The organism is Bacillus sp. CECT 9360, from assembly GCF_918741275.1.
In the GTDB taxonomy this organism is placed as follows: domain Bacteria; phylum Bacillota; class Bacilli; order Bacillales; family DSM-1321; genus Peribacillus.
On record NZ_CAKKNA010000004.1, the window covers coordinates 256135 to 275449 of the forward strand.

A 19315-nucleotide genomic window follows, 5' to 3' on the forward strand; every position below is an offset into this window, starting at 1 on the left:
CAAGCCTCATTGAAGCGCAATCAGTTCTTTAATTTCATCTGTGGAAAGTTCGGTGATCCAATTATCGCTTGAGATGATTTCGTCATTTAATGCTTGTTTTTTATCAAGCATGGCGTCAATTTTTTCTTCGAGCGTTCCGGTGCAGATGAGTTTATGAACGTGAACAAAACGATTCTGCCCGATTCGATAGGCCCGGTCCGTTGCTTGATTCTCAACAGCGGGGTTCCACCAGCGGTCGAAGTGGATGACGTGGTTAGCGGCGGTGAGATTAAGGCCCGTTCCTCCTGCTTTCAAGGACAGGATGAAAATCGGGAATTCACCGTTTTGGAAGCTGGTTATCATGTCATCGCGCTGTTTTTTCCCAGAGCTGCCATTTAAGAAAGGTACCTCAAAGCCGTACCGTTTTTCCAGTAATTCCTTCATCATATTGCCCATTCCGATATATTGAGTGAAGATCAGGCAGCTTTCATCCTGCTCCCGCACGGCATCTACGAGCTCGGCAAGTTTCTCGAGCTTTCCGGAGCGTTTCGGTGCCTCACGGATGTCAGATTGTTCTTCTTTTAGATAAAGGGCAGGATGATTACAAAGCTGCTTTAACTTTCCGAGCATCTGCAGAATCATGCCTTTTCGTTCGAACGCGGATAACTGTTCGATGTTGGCAAACGTATCCTTGATTAACTGTTCATAAAGCGATGCCTGCTCGGCGGTTAGTGGGACAAATTCCTTTTGTTCCAGTTTATCAGGCAGGTTCAAAGCGACTTCTTTATCCCGTTTCGTCCTCCTGAGCAGGAACGGCTGAATCAAGCTTTGCAGCTCTTTGATTTTCTCTTTCTGATCTTCACGTTCAATGCTTGTTACGTATTTTTCCTGGAATTGGCCAAGTGTGCCGAGATATCCTTTATTAATAAAGTCAAAAATGGCCCACAATTCACTAAGGCGATTTTCCATTGGCGTCCCTGAAAGGGCAACATGATGTTGGCCCTTCAATTTACGTACGGCGCGGGACTGCTTTGTTTGGGAGTTTTTAATATTTTGTGCTTCATCCAAAATGATACTGTTCCAGTGTACCGACATCAATTCCTCATGATCCTGATGCGTCAAGCCGTAAGAGGTGAGCACAACATCATAATCTGCGACAAGACGTGAGAATATTTCTCCTTTGGCGCGGTTCGAGCCGTAGTGAAGGTGGACCTTCAAATCGGGCGAAAACCGCTCAAGTTCGCGCTGCCAGTTGCCGAGGACAGAAGTCGGGCAAACGATAAGCGAAGCCTTAACAGCCGGTATCGTTGAACCGTCAGCAAGTTGGTCGTTGCTATCTTGCTTATCCTCTTCAATAGGCTCGACCAGCTTTTGCTGTTCTTTAACATGCAGCAGATAAGCAATCATCTGCACCGTTTTCCCAAGACCCATATCATCAGCCAGACAGGCGCCAAAGCCGTTTTCCCGTAAAAATAATAGCCAGCTCATGCCCAATGACTGATAAGGGCGTAAATCACCATGAAGTGCCTCGGGCGTTTCTAGGATCGCTATATTTTTGGTTTCCCGGAGCCTGCCGATCATCTTCTCTAAATCTCGGTTCAGCTCAAATTGGATTTTCAGCATGTCTTCGTCATCATCATTTTCGGCTTCATCTTCAACTTCATCGAGAAATTCCTGTCGGAGCAAATCATTCAGCTGCAGCCCTTTTTTGTTAGCCTCATCCATCAGCTCCTGAATCTGCTTAATAAATGACGGGTCAAGCTTTACCCACTGGCCGCGGATGTAGACGAGCCTTCGTTTATCCTCGACGAGCTGCTGGAATTCATCTTCAGACAGGTCCTCGCCATTGATTGAAAATCTCCAGTCGAAGTCCATCAGTGCCTGCAGTCCGACATAGGAAGGACCGCGGGTAGATTGGCTTTTCACTCTTGCCTTGATTTTCAAGGAGGACTCTCGAAGCGCCAACCACCAGGAAGGAAGCAGAATTTCAGCACCGAGAAACATCAGCTTCTCGCTCGCTTCCGTCAAAAATTCCCATGCCTCGGATTCAGAAAGCTCTTCCTTGAAAGAGCCACCTTTGTCTTTAAGCCAAGGGACCACTGTAAGCCACCGTTTCACCATTTTATTGATTTCGCTGCTATATTTATTCCATCCGCGCGGTAGCCTTTTTTCAGGAAGTGTGATAATCTCTGTTTCGTCTTTTTTTGAACGAAGAATGATTTGCAGCTTCCAAGGCCCTTCTCCGCCTATCGGTTCAGATAGACGGAGTCCGATTGTGAACGGCTTGGCATCTTCGGTGATCCCAAGCCATGCAAGCCAACTGTCCCGGTCAAAAAAAGCCTCTAGCTCTTCAGGAGAAAGACGGGTTTCCCTCAGCGCCCTTACAGCACTTAGCCAATTCTCCTTGACCGGTGAATAGCGTTCGAGAAATACATTAGCCGACTCGTTATACCAGTTGCTAACGAATGTTCTAACCGTCATATCCACGTCAGCATGATCGTCTGCTTGAATCCTTTCATCCCAGAAAGAAGAAGAAAATTCCTCCTCCACTTCTTCGGGGAGCTTCCAGGCTACTTGCCCGTTTTGAAGGCTTTTAAAATCAGGCATCGGTATTCCGCCGATAATGGTTTCATGGAGGATTGGTGCGGCCGACAAACAAAGGGAAGACAGCTCCGACCACTCCCAATTAATGAAAGAATTAAAGCCTTCTGTCGCAAATAAATTAAGTAGCCCCCAGGCATCGAGAATAAATACCGGCATACCATCGATACTATCCGTATCCAACCGGGTTCCGTAAAAACTCGCCTCATCCCAAGTAAAAAGCAGCTTGCGGCTGTACTCCGTATTTATATATTGATTTTTCTCATCAACGACCGAGATCGCGTATGAACCATTCTCCAACGCGGTGGTGTTGACCTTGAATTTTCCTCTATTAAGATTAAGCATCGATCAGCTTACCCCTTTGCAATTCTTCTTGAAATGCACGCAATCGTTTTGTCGATTCCGTTACATACTGCATGTATTCGAGGAATACTTCTTCTTTTTTCATTTTTTTATAAAGAGTTCGCATCTTTTTTAAATAACGCACCGTCTGTTTGTAGGCCGAGCGGTTTTTCATGCTGACCGTCTGTTGGACGGCATGGTAATAAAGCGGCAATACTAAAGCGGGGTCGTGGGCCGCTATTCTTTTCAAATTCTCCGTTCCAATCACATCAATACTAATATTGCTGTAAATATGCATCTCCACCCATTTTCTGTAGTGCTCCTGCTCGAACAGGAAGTTGGCATAATTCCAGTAGCTGTATGGGAGGCACTCGCGGTAGAATCGTTCCAGCACATCCATCCGCTTCATTTTATAGCAGTAATGGCTTACCGGACCGGAAAAGGTTCTCACAAAGTCGTTGCCTTTATAGTAATCGTCCAACCCCTTTAGAAAGCTGCCAACATTGGCATTCAGAAAATCAATGTAAGGAGCGGCGCGATGGTCCATATCAAGGTCTGACAATAATCTCAGCCAGTAAAATAAATAAGGGCATGCATCAGCATTAAGCTTGTCGAGTAGCATTGCGGCCTCTTTATCCCGATTAGCCAGAATACTAAGATGGATGGCTGCAATCGTATAGGTTTGTTCTTCTATGGGATGAAGTGTTTTGGAGCCAAGCCTTTCCTGTACACGCTCAAGCTCCTGTTGCCTCCAGGAGGAATTGGTCAAAAGATAGCTCCATATCGACCGATAAACATCTGTCTTTTCATACTCCAGCGCATCCAGGCCATCAAGCAGACCGGTTACTTCTTTTTTGATAGCCTCCAAAAAAGGATCGAAAGCGAATGGGCGAGCTTGCCTGCTAACATGCTGGACTGAAGCATGCACATCCTCTGCCAGGTCATCTGCGAGCGAATAAAAAATCCTTGCAACGCTTGACTTTGTCATGTTTTCTTTAATTGTTTCCAAAGCAAGCAGCAATGTCGTAAGGTCGGCTACAAATGAATACAGACTTTTCCATTCTCTTTCCAAGGGAGACTTGGACCTGATTTTTTGCAAATACAATCTGATTTTTTCATCAATTAAGTAAGGGGGGAGGTTCAAATTAGCTTCAACGATTTCTGAATAGGCCGAAGTAAAGAATTCTTTCCAGGCAGGATAGTTCTTTTCCAGCACTGAACTTGATTTCTCTTTTAGGATATCACTGGCTATCTGGATAGGAAGAGATGTTTTCTGCTGGGCAATAGGACGTCTGTTTTCCCTCCAGCTCTGAACCCAATCGGTCACACTCGCAATATTAGCATAGGAGGAAAAGAAAACAGCCATCCGGTGGCGGCAAAAAAACTCTGCTTTACAGCTGCAAAAGCTGAGACTGGCCATATGCAAATCCAACTCGACCTTTACTGGAACAACATCTTGGACAAAAGCAGTAATCTTATCCTCTGATTCCTGCTTCTGGTACACAAGCTCCTGACGGTAGAGCATCATTCCTTTTTGAACAACCGTGAGACTTTCTTCCTCTCCCGGATGTAACATATCTGCCAGCTGTTCAGCAAAAAACATCAACTCACTATTCATGATTCAGCCTCCGCATGTCCGATTTTTTTACATCTTATTATTATACTTCATTTTGCATGGTAATTTGAAGGGAGCGACCGGGTTTTCTGAAAAACAATCTTTTTTTTCTGCAAAAAAAATCATCCCTGTGGAAGGAATGAATATGATGATTTTCCATATAACTGAGATCTCCGGTCAGTGGGATATAATAGAAAAAAACCCATAACGACATCGATTCGTCATGGGTGATTATGATTGAAATTTCTTTTTCTTCATCTTACTAAGGCATTCTTTCATTTGCTTTCGTTTGCTCATTCCTGCTTGCTCTGAACTAAGCAACGGTTTTGCCAAGCTGTTTGAAAGCTGTCCGGCAGGTTTGGGATTTACTCGACTCAAGTCTGTCTCTCCTTTGAAGTTATGCTTTTTCTTTCTAAATACCCACTTTGAAATCAAAGGAAACCTAAATTCATAATTTTTTTTTCATCCTGACAATTCCCTTTAAATATCTCGAAAATCAAAATTAAGTCAAGTATTGAAAAAATATACTTATAGTTATATTTTGATCCTTGAGATATAGCCATTTTAAAGAAAATGAACTCTCATCGTCCTTATTCACTTAATATGTCCTAAAATCGCATTTTATTTTAAGGTAGAAATAATGATTAAATAGAACTAATATCGGAAAAGGACTGTCTTTTCGATATAACGAATGATTATGTGTCATGTTAAGAAAGTCCTTGAAAGCAATTTCAACTATTTTCTTAATTTCTGGAAACCTCTGTTTCTAGTACCCAAATGGGGGAGCATAGTAGATGTGTTCCCGATGGTCCTCAGGCAAACTTATGCTTGAGGAATTTTTTTATTGTCTATTATCCCCTAAATTTATTTATAACGTGTTATAATATGTTATAATGTAAAGTGGAATAAAATTTGTTATTACTGTTATAAATTTTAAAGCATATGATAAAGATAGGAGTGATAATATGACGATAACGGGGGTTAAACAAGTGGAAAGAAAGGTCACAAAGGTAGGAAACAGCTTAGGTGTTACTTTTCCAGCAGAGGTTTTAGAGCACTTAAATGTAAAACAGGGCGATCAAGTTTCATTCCATTTTGAACAAGGAGCGGTAAAAATTGAAAAGGCTCGGAAAGTTCCCCTTCCGAAAGGCATTGATAACAATTTTCTTGATCTAATGAATAATATGATAAATGAGTATGATGAAACATTCAAAGGATTAGCTAAGAGATAATATGCATTATTTATCTGCGGAACGCGTAATCTTTCTTAATTCACACCAGATTAATCTATACACTCCAGGGGAAATGATGGGTGTAAAAGATTATAAGTTATTAGAAAGTGCGGTTAATCGTCCAAAGCAGAGTGCATTTGGCGAGGATGCTTATCCTACCATTATAGAAAAAGCAGCGGCATTATATGAAAGCTTGGCTAAGAACCATGCTTTCCATAATGCGAATAAAAGAACAGCGTTTGCAGGATTATATATGTTTCTTGGATTAAATGGATTTCATTTAAAAGTTCATCCGAAACAAGCAGAGGATTTTACAGTACGAATGGTGGCCGATAAAGAATCACCAGTGAGCTTCGATGAAGTTTGTGATTGGATTGAAACATATATTCAAAAGAGGCCATAACAGGTCTCTTTTTTTCAAACCCCTACAATTCCGCCCTCGTTTGAAAAACCAGTTGGTTGGGTACCATTTATAGAGATAATGAAGTGCAGGAGGAATCGGCATGGCTGATTTTCAAGAAAAAAACAAAGAGATGACACAAGACTTGAAAACGAGACGGTCGATGCTTCAGTTTATTTTTCCTTTTATGATGGAGAATAGCAAGACGAAGGAATTTACAAGCAGACTGTTGAAGGACGATTTTGTTTTTTTTGACCTGAAGGACATGGAACAGCAGGACGATTTCTATGGAGGCATGAAGGTTTCCCATCGTACGCTTGAGAAATTTTTCCTCCCAAATATAGAACCGATTTTGTTTCCCAGGAGTATTCAGTCCAAAGAAGGCATTCGACGTTTTACGAAAAACCTGGAGCTGGAGGCGACTCTTCAATCACCACACCTGCAAACCGACTTTACAATTAATTCAATTGACATTATGTTGTGTCCGTTCCATATTGGGATGATGAACATACGTGTTACCTTGCCTGATGAACTGGATTACAATGATGTTCTTTATTTTGGTGACACCTTTCGGGTATTAGAGCCGATTGTTGAAGATGAAGAAAACACGAAAGTCGGTTGTGCAAATGGATCTTATACAAAAGTAAAGGATTTTATCTTCAATGAGCTAATCCCAAATTTGACAGATTTCATTGATCAGCAAGAATCTAATTCTACTTATTTTGGCAGTCTGCCTTTTTTTATAGACGAGCGAATGTATGTTGTTGGCCATATTTCTTTGGATGAAGACAGCTCCATTACAAAAACTGATTTGTATCGTGCGAGCCAATTGAACGGTTATGACTTGGACGGCAAACCATATGTGGGTGCGTTGAACCCCGCATACATTGACCGACATTACAAAAAAAATGTCTATGATCGCTGGGGAGATGAAACCTATTTTATCGCAAGCGAGTATCATTTCGCTTGTGTGACCAAAGCGTCCGGAAAACTTGAAGAGGCGCTTGCGAGCGAGATGTACGGCCAGCAGTACTATGCGCTGCTACTGTTCTTCTACTATAAAATTGTGCTTTTAAAGCTGACGCATGAACATTCGAGAATCGATATTGAAAAAGACCAATCAGAGACAGAACTCTTAATTATTATGATCACGGAGTTTTCTGCGAAATATCTGTTCCCGGAAGTAAACAGCACGACATCCGGGAAAGAGATCACGCATATTTTAAAGGAAGTATTCGATATCGACCGGCTTTATGAGGATGTTGTAAATACTCTCTCGGGTCTATACCAGAATCAAGATAAATTGACGACGAACCGGAACAATTATCTATTGCAAATCTTGACCATCTATACAGTGTTATCAGGGATTTACGGAATGAATCTGGTCATAGAAGACTGGAAAGGAAAAATCCGCTGGGGCAAAATTCCCGACTATAGCTTTTTTGAGTACATTTCTTTGTTTGTAGCCATATCAGGAATTGCCATTTCGGCAATATTGGGAATTGTAGCGTTGGAGAAGTGGATTAAAGAACACCGCAGCAAAAAAAATAAAATATTTTAGATACTAGATCCTGTGCACAATGCTGCATGGGATCTATTTTTTTGTCATTTACTAAAAAAGTTATTATTTAATATTAAATATAAATAATGTAGGTCGATATAACTAGTATTATATTCCTATAAGTCGTTCAAACCAATACTCAACATAAAAAAGCATTTAATTAAAGATAAATTAATTAAAAATGTATTAATTAAAAATGATCCCTGCCGATATAAGTAATAACAAAAAGAAAAGAGGAATCATCTATGAATGAAATCAAAGAAATGAATCACAAAACGTTACGGCAGAAAAATTTAATTATGTTCTATTCTTTTTTATTCTCTCTGGTAGTCGGAATTATCTATAGCCTTTCAATGGGAGACGTGTTAGCAAGCATCATATACGGTGCTGAAATTTTATTGTTCGCGGTTTTCTTTGTACTATTTCAATATATCGTAAAAAAAGAAATCATATTTCCTTATGTAAGCATTCTTGTAATATATGCATTCCAATTACTCCTTATTGTCTTAGATGGAGGAAGCGTGCAAAACTATCAAATCATCGCATTCATTCAAGTTTATGCCGTCATCCAGTTCAATCCTACCGTTTTTCTATTAGGTTCAGGGTTAGGTCTGGTTGCTACGATTACCAACTTCTTATTTGCAGATGGTCAAGCAGCGAAGGACGCATTTTCAGGAGGCATATTAACATTTGTTTTAACTGCTGTCTCGCTTTGGATTTTAATAAAACTCAATCAAGGTCAAGAGAAACGGGTGGAAACTTTATTATTAGCTGCTGAAAAGAGCACTGTCGAGAAACAGGAGCAAAAAGAATTGCTGGAGCGTGCAGTAACCTCGATGGTTGGAAGGATTAATAACATCAACAGCCAAATCCAGCATAACTCCGATGCACAGGGGGAAATCAAAACGGCGATAACCGAGGTGGCAGCGGGCAGCCAGACCCAAAGTGAACAAGTGACGATGATTGCCGACCATGCGCATTCCAGTGTTGCTGCCATGAACCAAATGGAAGAAGTAACGGGCGAGTTGTTCCAGGAAACAGAAAAAACAAACACCATTGCCCGGAATGGCGAAGAAAAGGTTAACCACCTGCAAACGGAAATGAATGATCTGAATCAACTGATCACAGATTTAAGTTCAACCTTTGAACATCTTACAAGCAAGATCTACGAGACCAATGAATTAGCGGATACAATTAAAGACATTACAGCCCAAACGAATTTACTTGCGCTCAACGCAAGTATTGAGGCTGCCAGAGCGGGCGAGGCAGGAAAAGGCTTCTCCGTCGTGGCGGAGGAAATTCGGAAGCTGGCGGAAACAACCAAGCAAACGACGGAAAACATTGCCCAGAATCTGGTCGAAGTGAATGAAACGAATTCTATTGCCCTCGACAAGATGACCCAAAGCGCTAGCAAATTTACGGAAAGCGTACAAGTGACTAAGGAAGTCTCAGATTACTTCACTGAATTGAATCAAACCATGGACGGATTGAACAACAAATTTGGCAACTTTGAAAGCCTAGTCAAGGATGTAAGGGGCAAGTCATCGGAGGTCGAGGTATCCACCAATGAATTAGCCGCGATCATCGAAGAAGCCTCTTCCGGCCTGGAAGAGATGAGCGCCACCATCGAAACGATCAGCGACGATAATATCCAAATTGCCAACCATATGAAAGAGCTATCGGGAAGCGCCAATCAAATTCGTGATAGTTTTCAATCAAACGATTAATTAATAAAGCTTCTTAGGTGATGGAGACAGCATTGTTTAATAAGGGAGGATGTAATAACTGTGATGAAACCAATGGAATTAATGAATGCCCCAAATGGGGAAACCAAAAAAATATGTATAATCAACACAGAAATTACATTACAGTCTTCTGAAGACGGTGTGGAAGTGATCCATTTCAAGCTGGGGAAAGGCGATATATTCAGCAACAGCCCTGACTGGGCAACCAACCCCGATTTTCTAAGATCAATAACGTCTTTAAAAGGCTCTCTTGAAATTCATATCGGACATGAAAAAGTGACCATTAATGGAGGAAGTACGACAACAAGCATTCCGTCGTCATCCCCTATCAGATTCAAGGCCATTACAAATTGTGAATTTTTAATTGTTACATCCGAACCGATATTCGAAGAAATTTATGTAAACAAAGGGATGAAAATTCATCAACTTGCAGCCGATATAGAAGAAAAGGACGGGTATACATTAAACCACTGCTCAAGAATCCAACGGCTATCTGATTTAGTTGGAGACAAGCTGGGTCTTTCCAGTGACGAACTCATCACCCTTACATACGGTGCCTTTTTACACGATATTGGGAAAGTTAAAATCCCTTTGAAAATTTTACAAAAGCCTGGAAAGTTAACTTCAGCAGAATGGAAAGTCATGAAAAAGCATCCTTTGTATGGGGCAGAGATCTTGCGGGAAACAGGTTTTGCCTATTTAACTGAAGCAAGTTCTATCGTGGAACAGCATCATGAGAAATGGGATGGAAAAGGATATCCATATGGCCTCAGAGGGGAAGAAATCAGCCTGGGTGCTTCAATTGTCTCTGTAGTGGATGCCTATGATGCAATGGTTTCAGACCGGATATACTGCCCAAGCCTAAGCAAGGAAGAGGCCCTCGAAGAAATCGTCCGCAATCGAGGAACCATGTATCGTCCTGAGGTCGTGGACGCGTTTGTTGCAGTTTATGATCAGCTGGAAACGATTTCACCTTTAACAAAGTATAAAAAAATCAACTAGGAGGCTATTATGAATTCTTTAAAGTATATTGTTTTTCGTATAGGCAAACAAGATTTTGGAGTACCGGTTTCCTTTGTCATTTCGATTGAGAAAGTACTCGATCTTTCCGATTTCCCCCAGATGCCTAAGTATGTAAAAGGACTGACAACCATACGCGATGCAGTCGTACCGGTACTCGATATGTCCCAAATTTTGTTTAACCGCACGTTAGAAACGAACGAAGACGGCATTATCATCTTAATCGATATCAACGGCTCCCAAGTCGGAATGATGGTGAACGAAGCAAAGGAAATTCTCGATGTGCCGGAGAGTGAAGTCAAGGAGATAGACGGATTGTTCAGTCAAAACGCCTCTTACCTAATCGGAGTAGTCAGAGCGAACGATACGCTAATCAATCTCCTAAACCCAATCGAGATGCTTCAAAATATCGACGGGATCGATGAAATCATCGAACAAAGCCGTCAAACGGTAAACTAATACAAGGGTGGCATCACTTTCAAAGTGGTGTCTCTTTTTTTGATTCAAGGGTAAGTATGAATTCCGCTCGCTTCTCATAAAGTTATGGAAAAGGGGGCGGCCAACATGTTTTCACATCATATAGATCAGGATCTTTCCTTGAGGTTGCTGAATGTAAAGGATGCAGAGGAACTTTACAGGCTGATAGAAGGCTCGAGAAATTATCTTCGCGAATGGCTGGGCTGGGTCGATTATATTCAGGATGTCAATGATGCAGGAGAATTCATTCTCGACCATTTAAATGGAGTAATCGAAACCGGGGGATTTCTTAAATCCGCTGCCATCCTATATAAAGGATCCATCGCCGGAATAATTAATTATAACGACATTCATAAACAAAATAAAATCGGCGTGATCGGATATTGGCTCGGAGAACCATTTCAGGGTAAGGGGATTATGACAAGGGCTTGCAGAGAATTTGTGAACTATGGATTTACAGAGCTTGACCTGAACCGAATTGAAATCAGGGCCGCCCCGGAAAATAAAAAAAGCAGAGCTATCCCGGAAAAACTAGGATTCACAAAAGAAGGACAAATCCGGCAAGCGGAATGGTTATACGACCATTATGTGGATCATGTTGTCTACGGAATGCTTGCGAGCGAATGGAGACTTAGTAAAAGAAATGAGTGAGAAATCCAAAAAAACATGAGAATCCGTATACCTGCTAGAAGTAAGATTTCTGCTCAAATCAGTGGCCCGGCAACAAAAACAGAATTCCCGCAACAAAACAGAGGAAACCAGCAACAAAACCGGAAACCCGGCAACAAAACTACGGAAACTCGCAACAAAACCGGGCCTCCACCACAATAACAAAAATCTTATAACTCCAAAATCTTACCCTTATCCTTATGAAGTCGATAAAGCCTGTATGCGTGGCTAGTTATTACTTTTAAAATGGCGTAAAACGGCACGGCGATGATCATCCCGAGCAGTCCTCCCATGCTTCCGGCCACGAGTAGCAGCAGGATGATGGTGAGAGGGTGCAGGTCGAGCTTCTTGCCCATGATGTAAGGAGATGTAAAATTCCCATCTATTTGCTGGACGACGACAGCGACGAGGATAACCTTAATGGCCATGAAAGGTGATGTGATGAACGCAATGATGATGGCCGGAATAATGGCAATGAAAGGACCGACAAACGGTATGACATTGGTGAGCATCGCGATGATTGCCAGGATGAGCGAATAATCAATGTCTATGATTAAATACCCGATGTACATCATGACCCCGACGACAAAAGAAACGATTGCCTGTCCTTGGATATAGGAGCTTAGCGCTTCATCCATATCTTTTACGATCACCTTTGCTTCCTCTGCTTGAAAATAAGGAAGGAATTTCAGAACTCCATTTGAAGCACCTTCACTATCCTTCAATAGATAGAAAACGATAAAGGGGACCGTGACGATCACGGCAACAATGCTCGTAATGATGCCAATGAAATTTCCGAGATTGCTTCCGATTTCAGGAACATGTGATGTAAAATAATCACTCACGCTTGTGCTGACTTCCTCAAAGGTGAGATATTCGTTTTCCTGAAATCTGGAAAACCATGGGCTTTCTCTTAGGTCAAGTACCTGCCCTCTTAGACTTTCCACGATGGCAGGCAAATTGTCTATCAAGCTCCTGAATTGTGTTTGCAATTCAGGACCCACGAGAAACACTACCAGAGTGCCGATTCCGATGAACAACAAATAAATCAGGATAATCGACAATGACTTTGGCACCCTTCTGTCATGCAGAAAGAATACAATCGGCCTTAAGAGATAATAAAGCACACCTGAAATTAAGAAAGGAGGAAAAAGAGTCTGGAAAAAGATAACGAAAGGCCTGAATATGAAATCTACCTTAGTAGCCAGTAAAATGATGATTAGGATAATAATAAGGCTATAGCCTATTCGGAAATATTTTGTGTTTGGCAAGAATGACACCTCGTTTGGGGAATTTTTTTGTAGAAAGAGAGAGGATAAACTTTTTTTGTATGTAAGAATTATCTATCTATACCCCTGTATCGCGAAAATTATACCTGCATGGATTTCCCATTCACACTCCGCCCGGAAGAATCATTGTCAAAGTGCCCCATATTTCATTTTTTAACCGGACTGTATATAATGGTAGAAGGGACTATTCGCCCATTTGAGTTAATTTACCCCAACAAATAGATTCTGCTATTTTGGCAAATTCATAGAAAAAAAGAGGAGATAGAGAATGAAGAAGCTGCTTTTGCTTTTTAGTATACTGCTGGTGATAGCCGGGTGTGAGAAAGAGCCTGCACCGGAGGACCGCCTCACCGCGTACACAAAGCTCTGGAATGAACAGAAGTTTGACCAAATGTATGATTATCTGTCAACGGATGCGAAAGAAACATTGAGTAAAAAAGATTTCATGGAACGTTATGAAAAAATCTACAAGGACATTGAGGTTAACAACCTGAAGGTCACCTATAAAAAACCGGAAGATCCTGAGAAGCATGATGAAACGGCAACCCTGCCATTTTCGGTGAAAATGGACACGCTCGCCGGACCCGTAAACTTTGATCAGCAGGCCAAGCTTGTAAAAGAAAAACGTGATGATCAAACGAATTGGTATATTAATTGGAATCCGGGTTATTTTTTTGCAGGAATGAAGGCAAACGATGAAATTGGTATGACGACCGATCCTGCGGTTCGTGGAGAAATTGTTGACCGTCTTGAGCGGGGGCTGGCCATGAACGGAAGTGTTGCCGAAGTTGCACTGGTGCCTGAGAAAATGGTAGGTGAAGAAACTAGCATCATTTCACGGGTTGGCAGTCTATTAAATATGTCTAACGAAGAAATTGAGAAGAAGCTAAACCAATCATGGGTACAGCCGTCTATGAGTGTGCCGATTAAAAAAGTCGACCCGGCACAAACTGCCCTACTTGATAAACTGAAAGCGATCCCTTCTGTAGCGATATCAGATGTTGCCGAACGTGTATATCCGTATAAAGAAATTACGGCTCATCTGATCGGGTATGTAGGACCCATTTCTGCAGAAGAACTGGAAAAGCAAAAAGGGAAAGGCTACAGCGCAAGCGATGTAGTTGGAAAACGAGGCCTTGAACAGATTTTCGAAGACCGGTTAAAAGGGAAGTCAGGTGCGAAGATTTTCATTAAGGGCGAAAATGGGCAGGACAAGGTTATCGCCGAAACACCGGCCGAGGAAGGCGAAACCATCATGCTCACGATAGACGCCGAATTACAGAAGGAAATTTTTGCCCAATATAAAAATGATACCGGGTCTGCCGCAGCGATTCACCCGCTAACCGGTGAAACGTTAGCGCTCGTTAGCAGTCCGTCATTCGATCCGAACAAATTTGTGCTCGGCATTTCAAACGAAGAGCAAAAAGAGCTGGAAGATGACCCGGAAAAACCGCTGCTAAATCGCTTTAACTCGGTATATGCACCCGGTTCGACCATAAAGCCGTTGACAGCCGCGATCTCGCTGAAAAACGGGGTAGATCCGGCGAAGACAATGAAGGTTTCCGGAAAACAGTGGAGCAAGGAGAATTGGAAGGACCACTCCATTACAAGGGTGGCAGACCCTGGTAAGCCTGTAAATATGTCTGATGCGCTGATTTATTCGGACAATATTTACTTTGCACAACGCGCACTTGAGTTGGGAACCGACAAATTCTCGGACGGACTCAAAAGTTTCGGCTATGAAGAGAAGATGCCGTTTGATTACCCGATCGCGTCTTCGAAAGTAGGCAAGATTGAAAGTGAGGGACGCCTTGCGGACAGCGGCTACGGGCAGGGACAGACACAAATGAGCACACTGCATGTTGCAACGGCTTACACGGCCTTCCAGAATGAAGGAAACGTACTCGCTCCATCGTTAATCATCGGCGATAAAACGGAAAAGAAAGTGTGGAAGGAGAACGCAATCTCTGCCGACCAAGCAGCACAGGTCTCAGGCATGCTGGAAAAGGTCATCACAGACCCGAACGGCACACCGCACTCCGCAAGTGAGTTGGGCATTCCGCTTGCCGGAAAGACAGGAACCGCGGAAATGAAGAAAACTAAAGCTGAAAAAGGAGCCGAGAACGGCTGGTTTGCCGTTTATAACACCGAAAACCCACGCCTGCTGATGGCATGGATGATGGAAAACGTCGAAGACAAGGGTGGCTCTCCCTATGTTGTAGAAAAGGTGAAACCAGTACTAGAAAAGTATCTTAAATAGAAAGAATTCGACAGGCACTATCCAAGTTTTGGATGGTGCTTGTCGCTTATATATGTCTTACATAAATTTCATAAGGATTTTTTGTAAAAAAACATTGATAATAATGGCTTTTTTCTTGATAATGGAAATAGGACTTTTTACCATTCGACAACTTCTTTAGGTATACATAAATGAAGTAAATTGATTTTTGAACAAGGAGGAAAGTCACTTGCAGTTCACAACGGGTAACGAGAACTCTTTAAATATATTTATTGATGAAAACGAGGATACTAATTTACATTTGGCCCTCAATTACTCTAAGGATTTAATTTCCATACATAATAAAAATGGTACGTTTACTTACGTTTCTCCTTCGGCCACTTCCATGCTTGGATATGCCCAACACGAATTGCATAAAAATAGCCTCTTTGAATATTGCCACCCTAATGATCAAGAAGAACTGAAGAAGAAATTCAAGGAATACATCCATAACAGCGAAGAAAGAAAAAGATTCCGTTTCAGACGAAAAGAAGGGGATTATATTTGGCTGGAGATGAACTGCTCAAGTATCAATAATGACCAACTGGTATGCATATCCCGGGACATTACCGAGCAAATGATAACAGAGGAAGAAATCCTCGAGACTCAGGAAAAATATCGGTTATTAGTAGAGTTCTCCAAGGATACTATCGGGATGCTAACCGAATCTGGAGTGTGGACGTATATCAATGATGAAGGAAAGAAACTGCTAGGCTTTACAAGCAGCAACGAAATTGTGGGAACGTCATTATATGACTATATTTCTCCTTCTGACCATACCGTTTTAAACAGCTTTCTTACTGCTAAACAGCACATCAATTTCGAAAAAAACCTGACCCGAATCGACGGGGAAGTAAGGAAAGTAGAAATCCAGCTCATACCCACCGTTTTTAAAAACCGAAAAATCTTTCAAATCATCATCAAGGATATCACCGGGCAAAAGAAAACGGAAGAACAATTGCAAAATGCCGAAAAGCTGTCTATCGTAGGCCAGTTGGCAGCCGGGATCGCTCATGAAATTCGCAATCCGTTAACCGCCATTAAAGGGTTTGCCCAATTTTTAACGGAAGATAAGTCGAGCCATTATGGTGAGGTTATTTTAACGGAATTAGAACGAATAGAAGGAATCGTGAATGATTTGCTGGTATTGGCGAAACCTGAATCGAATGACTTCGAACAAGTCAATCTCGTAAACCTTGTCAAAAGTGTCGTCGTTCTCCTTAACTCTGAAGCAGTGCTTTCTAACATTGCCATTGATATAAGCTATGAACAACCTGAACTTACAATAAGCTGTGAAATTGATAAGATCAAACAAGTGGTTATTAATGTCATAAAGAACTCTATCGAGGCTATGCCAGACGGTGGAAATATCAGAGTCAGTGTAAAAAAAGACAGGAATTTTGCATTGATTAGCGTTCAAGATGAAGGAGTAGGCATTCCGGAAGAGCGTTTATCCAAGATTGGAGAACCATTTTTCAGCACAAAGGAAAAAGGCACCGGTTTGGGACTAATGATATGCAATAAAATTATCAAAAATCATGGCGGTAACTTACATATAAAAAGCAAAGAAAATGAGGGAACTTCCGTTATCATCCTCCTGCCGCTGTTTGAAGACCGGAGATAAAGATGTCGGAAGAGACAGAGAGATTTAAATAGGAAAATTCACACCTTCACACCTGTGAAGCTAAATACCTATATAACTATGAACCTTAAAGATTCCGATTTTCGGACTCTTTTTTTTATGGACTTATTAACCTATTTTTTAAAAATATCTTCGGACTTTTTCGATAATTGGGTCAAATTACATAATGAAAATACATAAAATATCATAAAAAGCCAATAAAATGTAAAAAATTTGACGAAATATGTTGAAATATTAGTAATTTAGTTGTATTATAATGGTAATGAAAATGTGAAAAAGGCAAACTTATTGAAAAATAAGGACGCAAAGCCACGGGTCTAAGGTGCAAATGCACTATGATCGCCGGGTTGCCAAAAAATAGACGAGCGTATTTTACTTTTTTGGCAATTCTGACTTTTTAGAATTGCCTTTTTTATTTATCGAAAACCAATTGGCAGCCACATTTTTAAAAATATTTTTTTCCGGAAGGTGGAGACTGTGTTGACTGTTTTATTTGGAACTGTAGAGTTTTTTGAAAGAGAAATTTTAAATTATGCGGGAAATAACCAGCTAGTAAAGCTGGGAGATGAGGACATCACGATTATTTATTCAAGAATGGAAGACGAACTTAAATATGATTTTATCTGTGACGAAAAGCTTCGTGTAGAATGTTTGGAAAACTTATCCCTCGCTTATAATAGAATTCTAGAAAAAGAGTTGGCATACTAATGAGATACGAATTAATCGATATCGTCAGCAAACAAACAAAAATTTCGGTGAGATGCATGGATAAGGATGAAAAAGCGCTTTTGAGGGTATCGCTTGATCCTGTAACACTAGAATGCATGGATCCTTTCATTCCGGATAGCTTGCAAAGTTTCATCGGATTGAACCAGCAATTCATTGTAAATCATTTGAATCACTTCTATGAAATGACATTTAACTCTGACACGTTGTAAGAGATGTTCTTATAAAAGGGGTGTTTGTCTTAAATGAGAAGATATTGGACAAATGAGGAAAGAAATTACCTGAGAGAGAATGTTGGGCAATTAAAGATTTCGACAATGGCTGATAAATTAGGGAGGACGGAAGACTCCGTTCTTCAAATGCTCAAGAAATTAGGGCTGTCTAATACAAAAGCCTCAACCGGTTTATTAACGACCTATCAATTATCACAATTGCTGCAGGTGGACGCGAAAACCGTGAGACATTGGATTCTGAAGCACGGTCTAAAGTGCACAAAGAAAACGACAAGAAACATAAAGAAATGGTATCTGATTGATCCCGATGATTTTTGGAATTGGGCTGCGGAAAACAAAGAGCGAATCACATTTTCCAAAATCAAATATCAATCTATCCCACCCGAGCCCGCCTGGTGCAGGAATGAAAGAATGAAAGAAAGAAAGAGCGGCAGCAAAAACAATTATAAAAACTGGTCAACCCTAGAAGAACGCTTAGTCATACAACTCATCTCATCAGGTGAATCCTATGCCGCGGTCGGCAAAAAACTAGACCGCTCATCGGTAAGCGTAGAGAGAAAGTACAAACGTCTCATCGAAAACACCTACAGCATTGCACAACATAGTTAAGTTGTAGGTGCCAGGCATCATTTATCTTTTTATCATAAGGTTGCCATTCATTCCGCCTCCCTCATAGAAGGGAAGGGGGAAATGAATGGCTCTTTTTTTGTGCATTCGAAAAAACAGAAATAGGAGAGGACAAATAGAAATATTCGTGAAGGGCATAAAATTCTTTATATACTTGAATAAGGATCCTGCTGGGGGAATGAAAAAATTCTAATTGATAGGCAGCATTGTTTGTTTTTATACTAGATTAATAGAATTTATAAGCGGTTATTCAGAATTACGAGCGGTAATCCAGATTTACGAGCGGTAATAACAGATTTACGAGCGGTAATTCAGATTTACGAGCGGTAATTCAAATTTACGAGCGGTAATTCAGATTTACGAGCGGTAATTCAGATTTACGAGCGGTTATCTAGATTTACGAGCGGTGATCCAAATTTACGAGCGGATATTCAGAATTACGAGCGGTGATCCAGATTTACGAGCGGTAATTCAGATTTACGAGCGGTGATCTAGATTTACGAGCGGTAATTCAAATTTACGAGCGGTAATCCAGATTTACGAGCGGTAATCCAGAATTACGAGCGGTTATCTAGATTTACGAGCGGCTATCCAGATTTACGAGCGGTAATTCAGATTTACGAGCGGTGATCCAGAATTACGAGCGGTAATTCAGATTTACGAGCGGTGATCTAGATTTACGAGCGGCTATCCAGATTTACGAGCGGATATTCAGAATTACGAGCGGCTATCCAGATTTGCGAGCGGTAATTCAGATTTACGAGCGGTAATTCAGATTTACGAGCGGTAATTCAGATTTACGAGCGGTGATCCAGATTTACGAGCGGTAATTCAGATTTACGAGCGGTAATCCAAATTTACGAGCGCTAATCCAAATTT

The 19315-nt window shown here is 41.2% G+C and carries 16 protein-coding genes and 1 riboswitch; of the genes, 12 read left to right on the forward strand and 4 right to left on the reverse strand.

The window, feature by feature from the left end:
• Positions 1–6 precede the first annotated feature (6 nt).
• The 3 genes from LQ216_RS06715 to LQ216_RS06725 form a co-directional block, all read right to left on the reverse strand.
• Positions 7–2925 (reverse strand): DEAD/DEAH box helicase, encoded by a 2919-nt coding sequence (locus tag LQ216_RS06715; RefSeq protein ID WP_230128110.1) that lies wholly within the window; start codon positions 2923–2925, stop codon positions 7–9.
• Complete coding sequence (locus LQ216_RS06720) at positions 2918–4540, reverse strand: hypothetical protein (RefSeq protein ID WP_230128113.1); 1623 nt, start codon at positions 4538–4540, stop codon at positions 2918–2920. The genes LQ216_RS06715 and LQ216_RS06720 overlap by 8 nt, the downstream gene beginning before the upstream one ends.
• Before the next feature lie 228 nt (positions 4541–4768).
• The gene (locus tag LQ216_RS06725) at positions 4769–4915 is read right to left on the reverse strand and encodes a hypothetical protein (RefSeq protein WP_230128116.1); all 147 of its coding nucleotides are present in this window, start codon (positions 4913–4915) and stop codon (positions 4769–4771) included.
• A 587-nt stretch (positions 4916–5502) separates the two neighbouring features.
• Here LQ216_RS06725 and LQ216_RS06730 point away from each other — a divergent pair.
• The 7 genes from LQ216_RS06730 (at position 5503) to LQ216_RS06760 (ending at position 11623) form a co-directional block, all read left to right on the forward strand.
• A complete protein-coding gene (locus LQ216_RS06730) occupies positions 5503–5769 on the forward strand; it encodes an AbrB/MazE/SpoVT family DNA-binding domain-containing protein (protein WP_230128118.1) in 267 nt (88 codons plus the stop codon).
• Position 5770: 1 nt separating this feature from the next.
• The gene (locus LQ216_RS06735) at positions 5771–6172 is read left to right on the forward strand and encodes a type II toxin-antitoxin system death-on-curing family toxin (RefSeq protein ID WP_230128121.1); all 402 of its coding nucleotides are present in this window, start codon (positions 5771–5773) and stop codon (positions 6170–6172) included.
• A 100-nt stretch (positions 6173–6272) separates the two neighbouring features.
• Complete coding sequence (locus LQ216_RS06740; protein ID WP_230128124.1) at positions 6273–7730, forward strand: CorA family divalent cation transporter; 1458 nt, start codon at positions 6273–6275, stop codon at positions 7728–7730.
• Between the two features lie 245 nt (positions 7731–7975).
• Positions 7976–9457 (forward strand): methyl-accepting chemotaxis protein, encoded by a 1482-nt coding sequence (locus LQ216_RS06745; protein WP_230128127.1) that lies wholly within the window; start codon positions 7976–7978, stop codon positions 9455–9457.
• Positions 9458–9520: 63 nt separating this feature from the next.
• The gene (locus tag LQ216_RS06750; RefSeq protein ID WP_230128303.1) at positions 9521–10477 is read left to right on the forward strand and encodes an HD-GYP domain-containing protein; all 957 of its coding nucleotides are present in this window, start codon (positions 9521–9523) and stop codon (positions 10475–10477) included.
• 9 nt (positions 10478–10486) lie between these two features.
• Positions 10487–10954: a chemotaxis protein CheW gene (locus tag LQ216_RS06755; protein ID WP_230128130.1), complete on the forward strand. Its 468-nt coding sequence runs from the start codon at positions 10487–10489 to the stop codon at positions 10952–10954.
• A gap of 105 nt (positions 10955–11059) precedes the next feature.
• Complete coding sequence (locus tag LQ216_RS06760; protein ID WP_230128133.1) at positions 11060–11623, forward strand: GNAT family protein; 564 nt, start codon at positions 11060–11062, stop codon at positions 11621–11623.
• A gap of 188 nt (positions 11624–11811) precedes the next feature.
• Here LQ216_RS06760 and LQ216_RS06765 read toward each other — a convergent pair whose 3' ends face one another.
• Positions 11812–12921, reverse strand: coding sequence for an AI-2E family transporter (locus tag LQ216_RS06765; protein ID WP_354958595.1), 1110 nt, complete (start codon positions 12919–12921; stop codon positions 11812–11814).
• 277 nt (positions 12922–13198) lie between these two features.
• On the opposite strand from LQ216_RS06765, the gene LQ216_RS06770 reads away from it, so the two are divergent.
• From LQ216_RS06770 to LQ216_RS06790, 5 genes are all read left to right on the forward strand, one after another.
• Entirely contained in the window at positions 13199–15190 is a 1992-nt protein-coding gene (locus tag LQ216_RS06770; protein WP_230128138.1) for a penicillin-binding transpeptidase domain-containing protein, read from the forward strand.
• 208 nt (positions 15191–15398) lie between these two features.
• Positions 15399–16832 (forward strand): PAS domain S-box protein, encoded by a 1434-nt coding sequence (locus tag LQ216_RS06775; RefSeq protein WP_230128141.1) that lies wholly within the window; start codon positions 15399–15401, stop codon positions 16830–16832.
• A 286-nt stretch (positions 16833–17118) separates the two neighbouring features.
• Positions 17119–17205, forward strand: a riboswitch (cyclic di-GMP riboswitch).
• 125 nt (positions 17206–17330) lie between these two features.
• Entirely contained in the window at positions 17331–17558 is a 228-nt protein-coding gene (locus LQ216_RS06780) for a hypothetical protein (protein WP_230128144.1), read from the forward strand.
• Positions 17558–17788 (forward strand): hypothetical protein, encoded by a 231-nt coding sequence (locus LQ216_RS06785; protein ID WP_230128147.1) that lies wholly within the window; start codon positions 17558–17560, stop codon positions 17786–17788. The genes LQ216_RS06780 and LQ216_RS06785 overlap by 1 nt, the downstream gene beginning before the upstream one ends.
• Positions 17789–17821: 33 nt before the next feature.
• Positions 17822–18418: a DNA-binding protein gene (locus tag LQ216_RS06790; RefSeq protein ID WP_230128149.1), complete on the forward strand. Its 597-nt coding sequence runs from the start codon at positions 17822–17824 to the stop codon at positions 18416–18418.
• Positions 18419–19315: the final 897 nt, after the last annotated feature.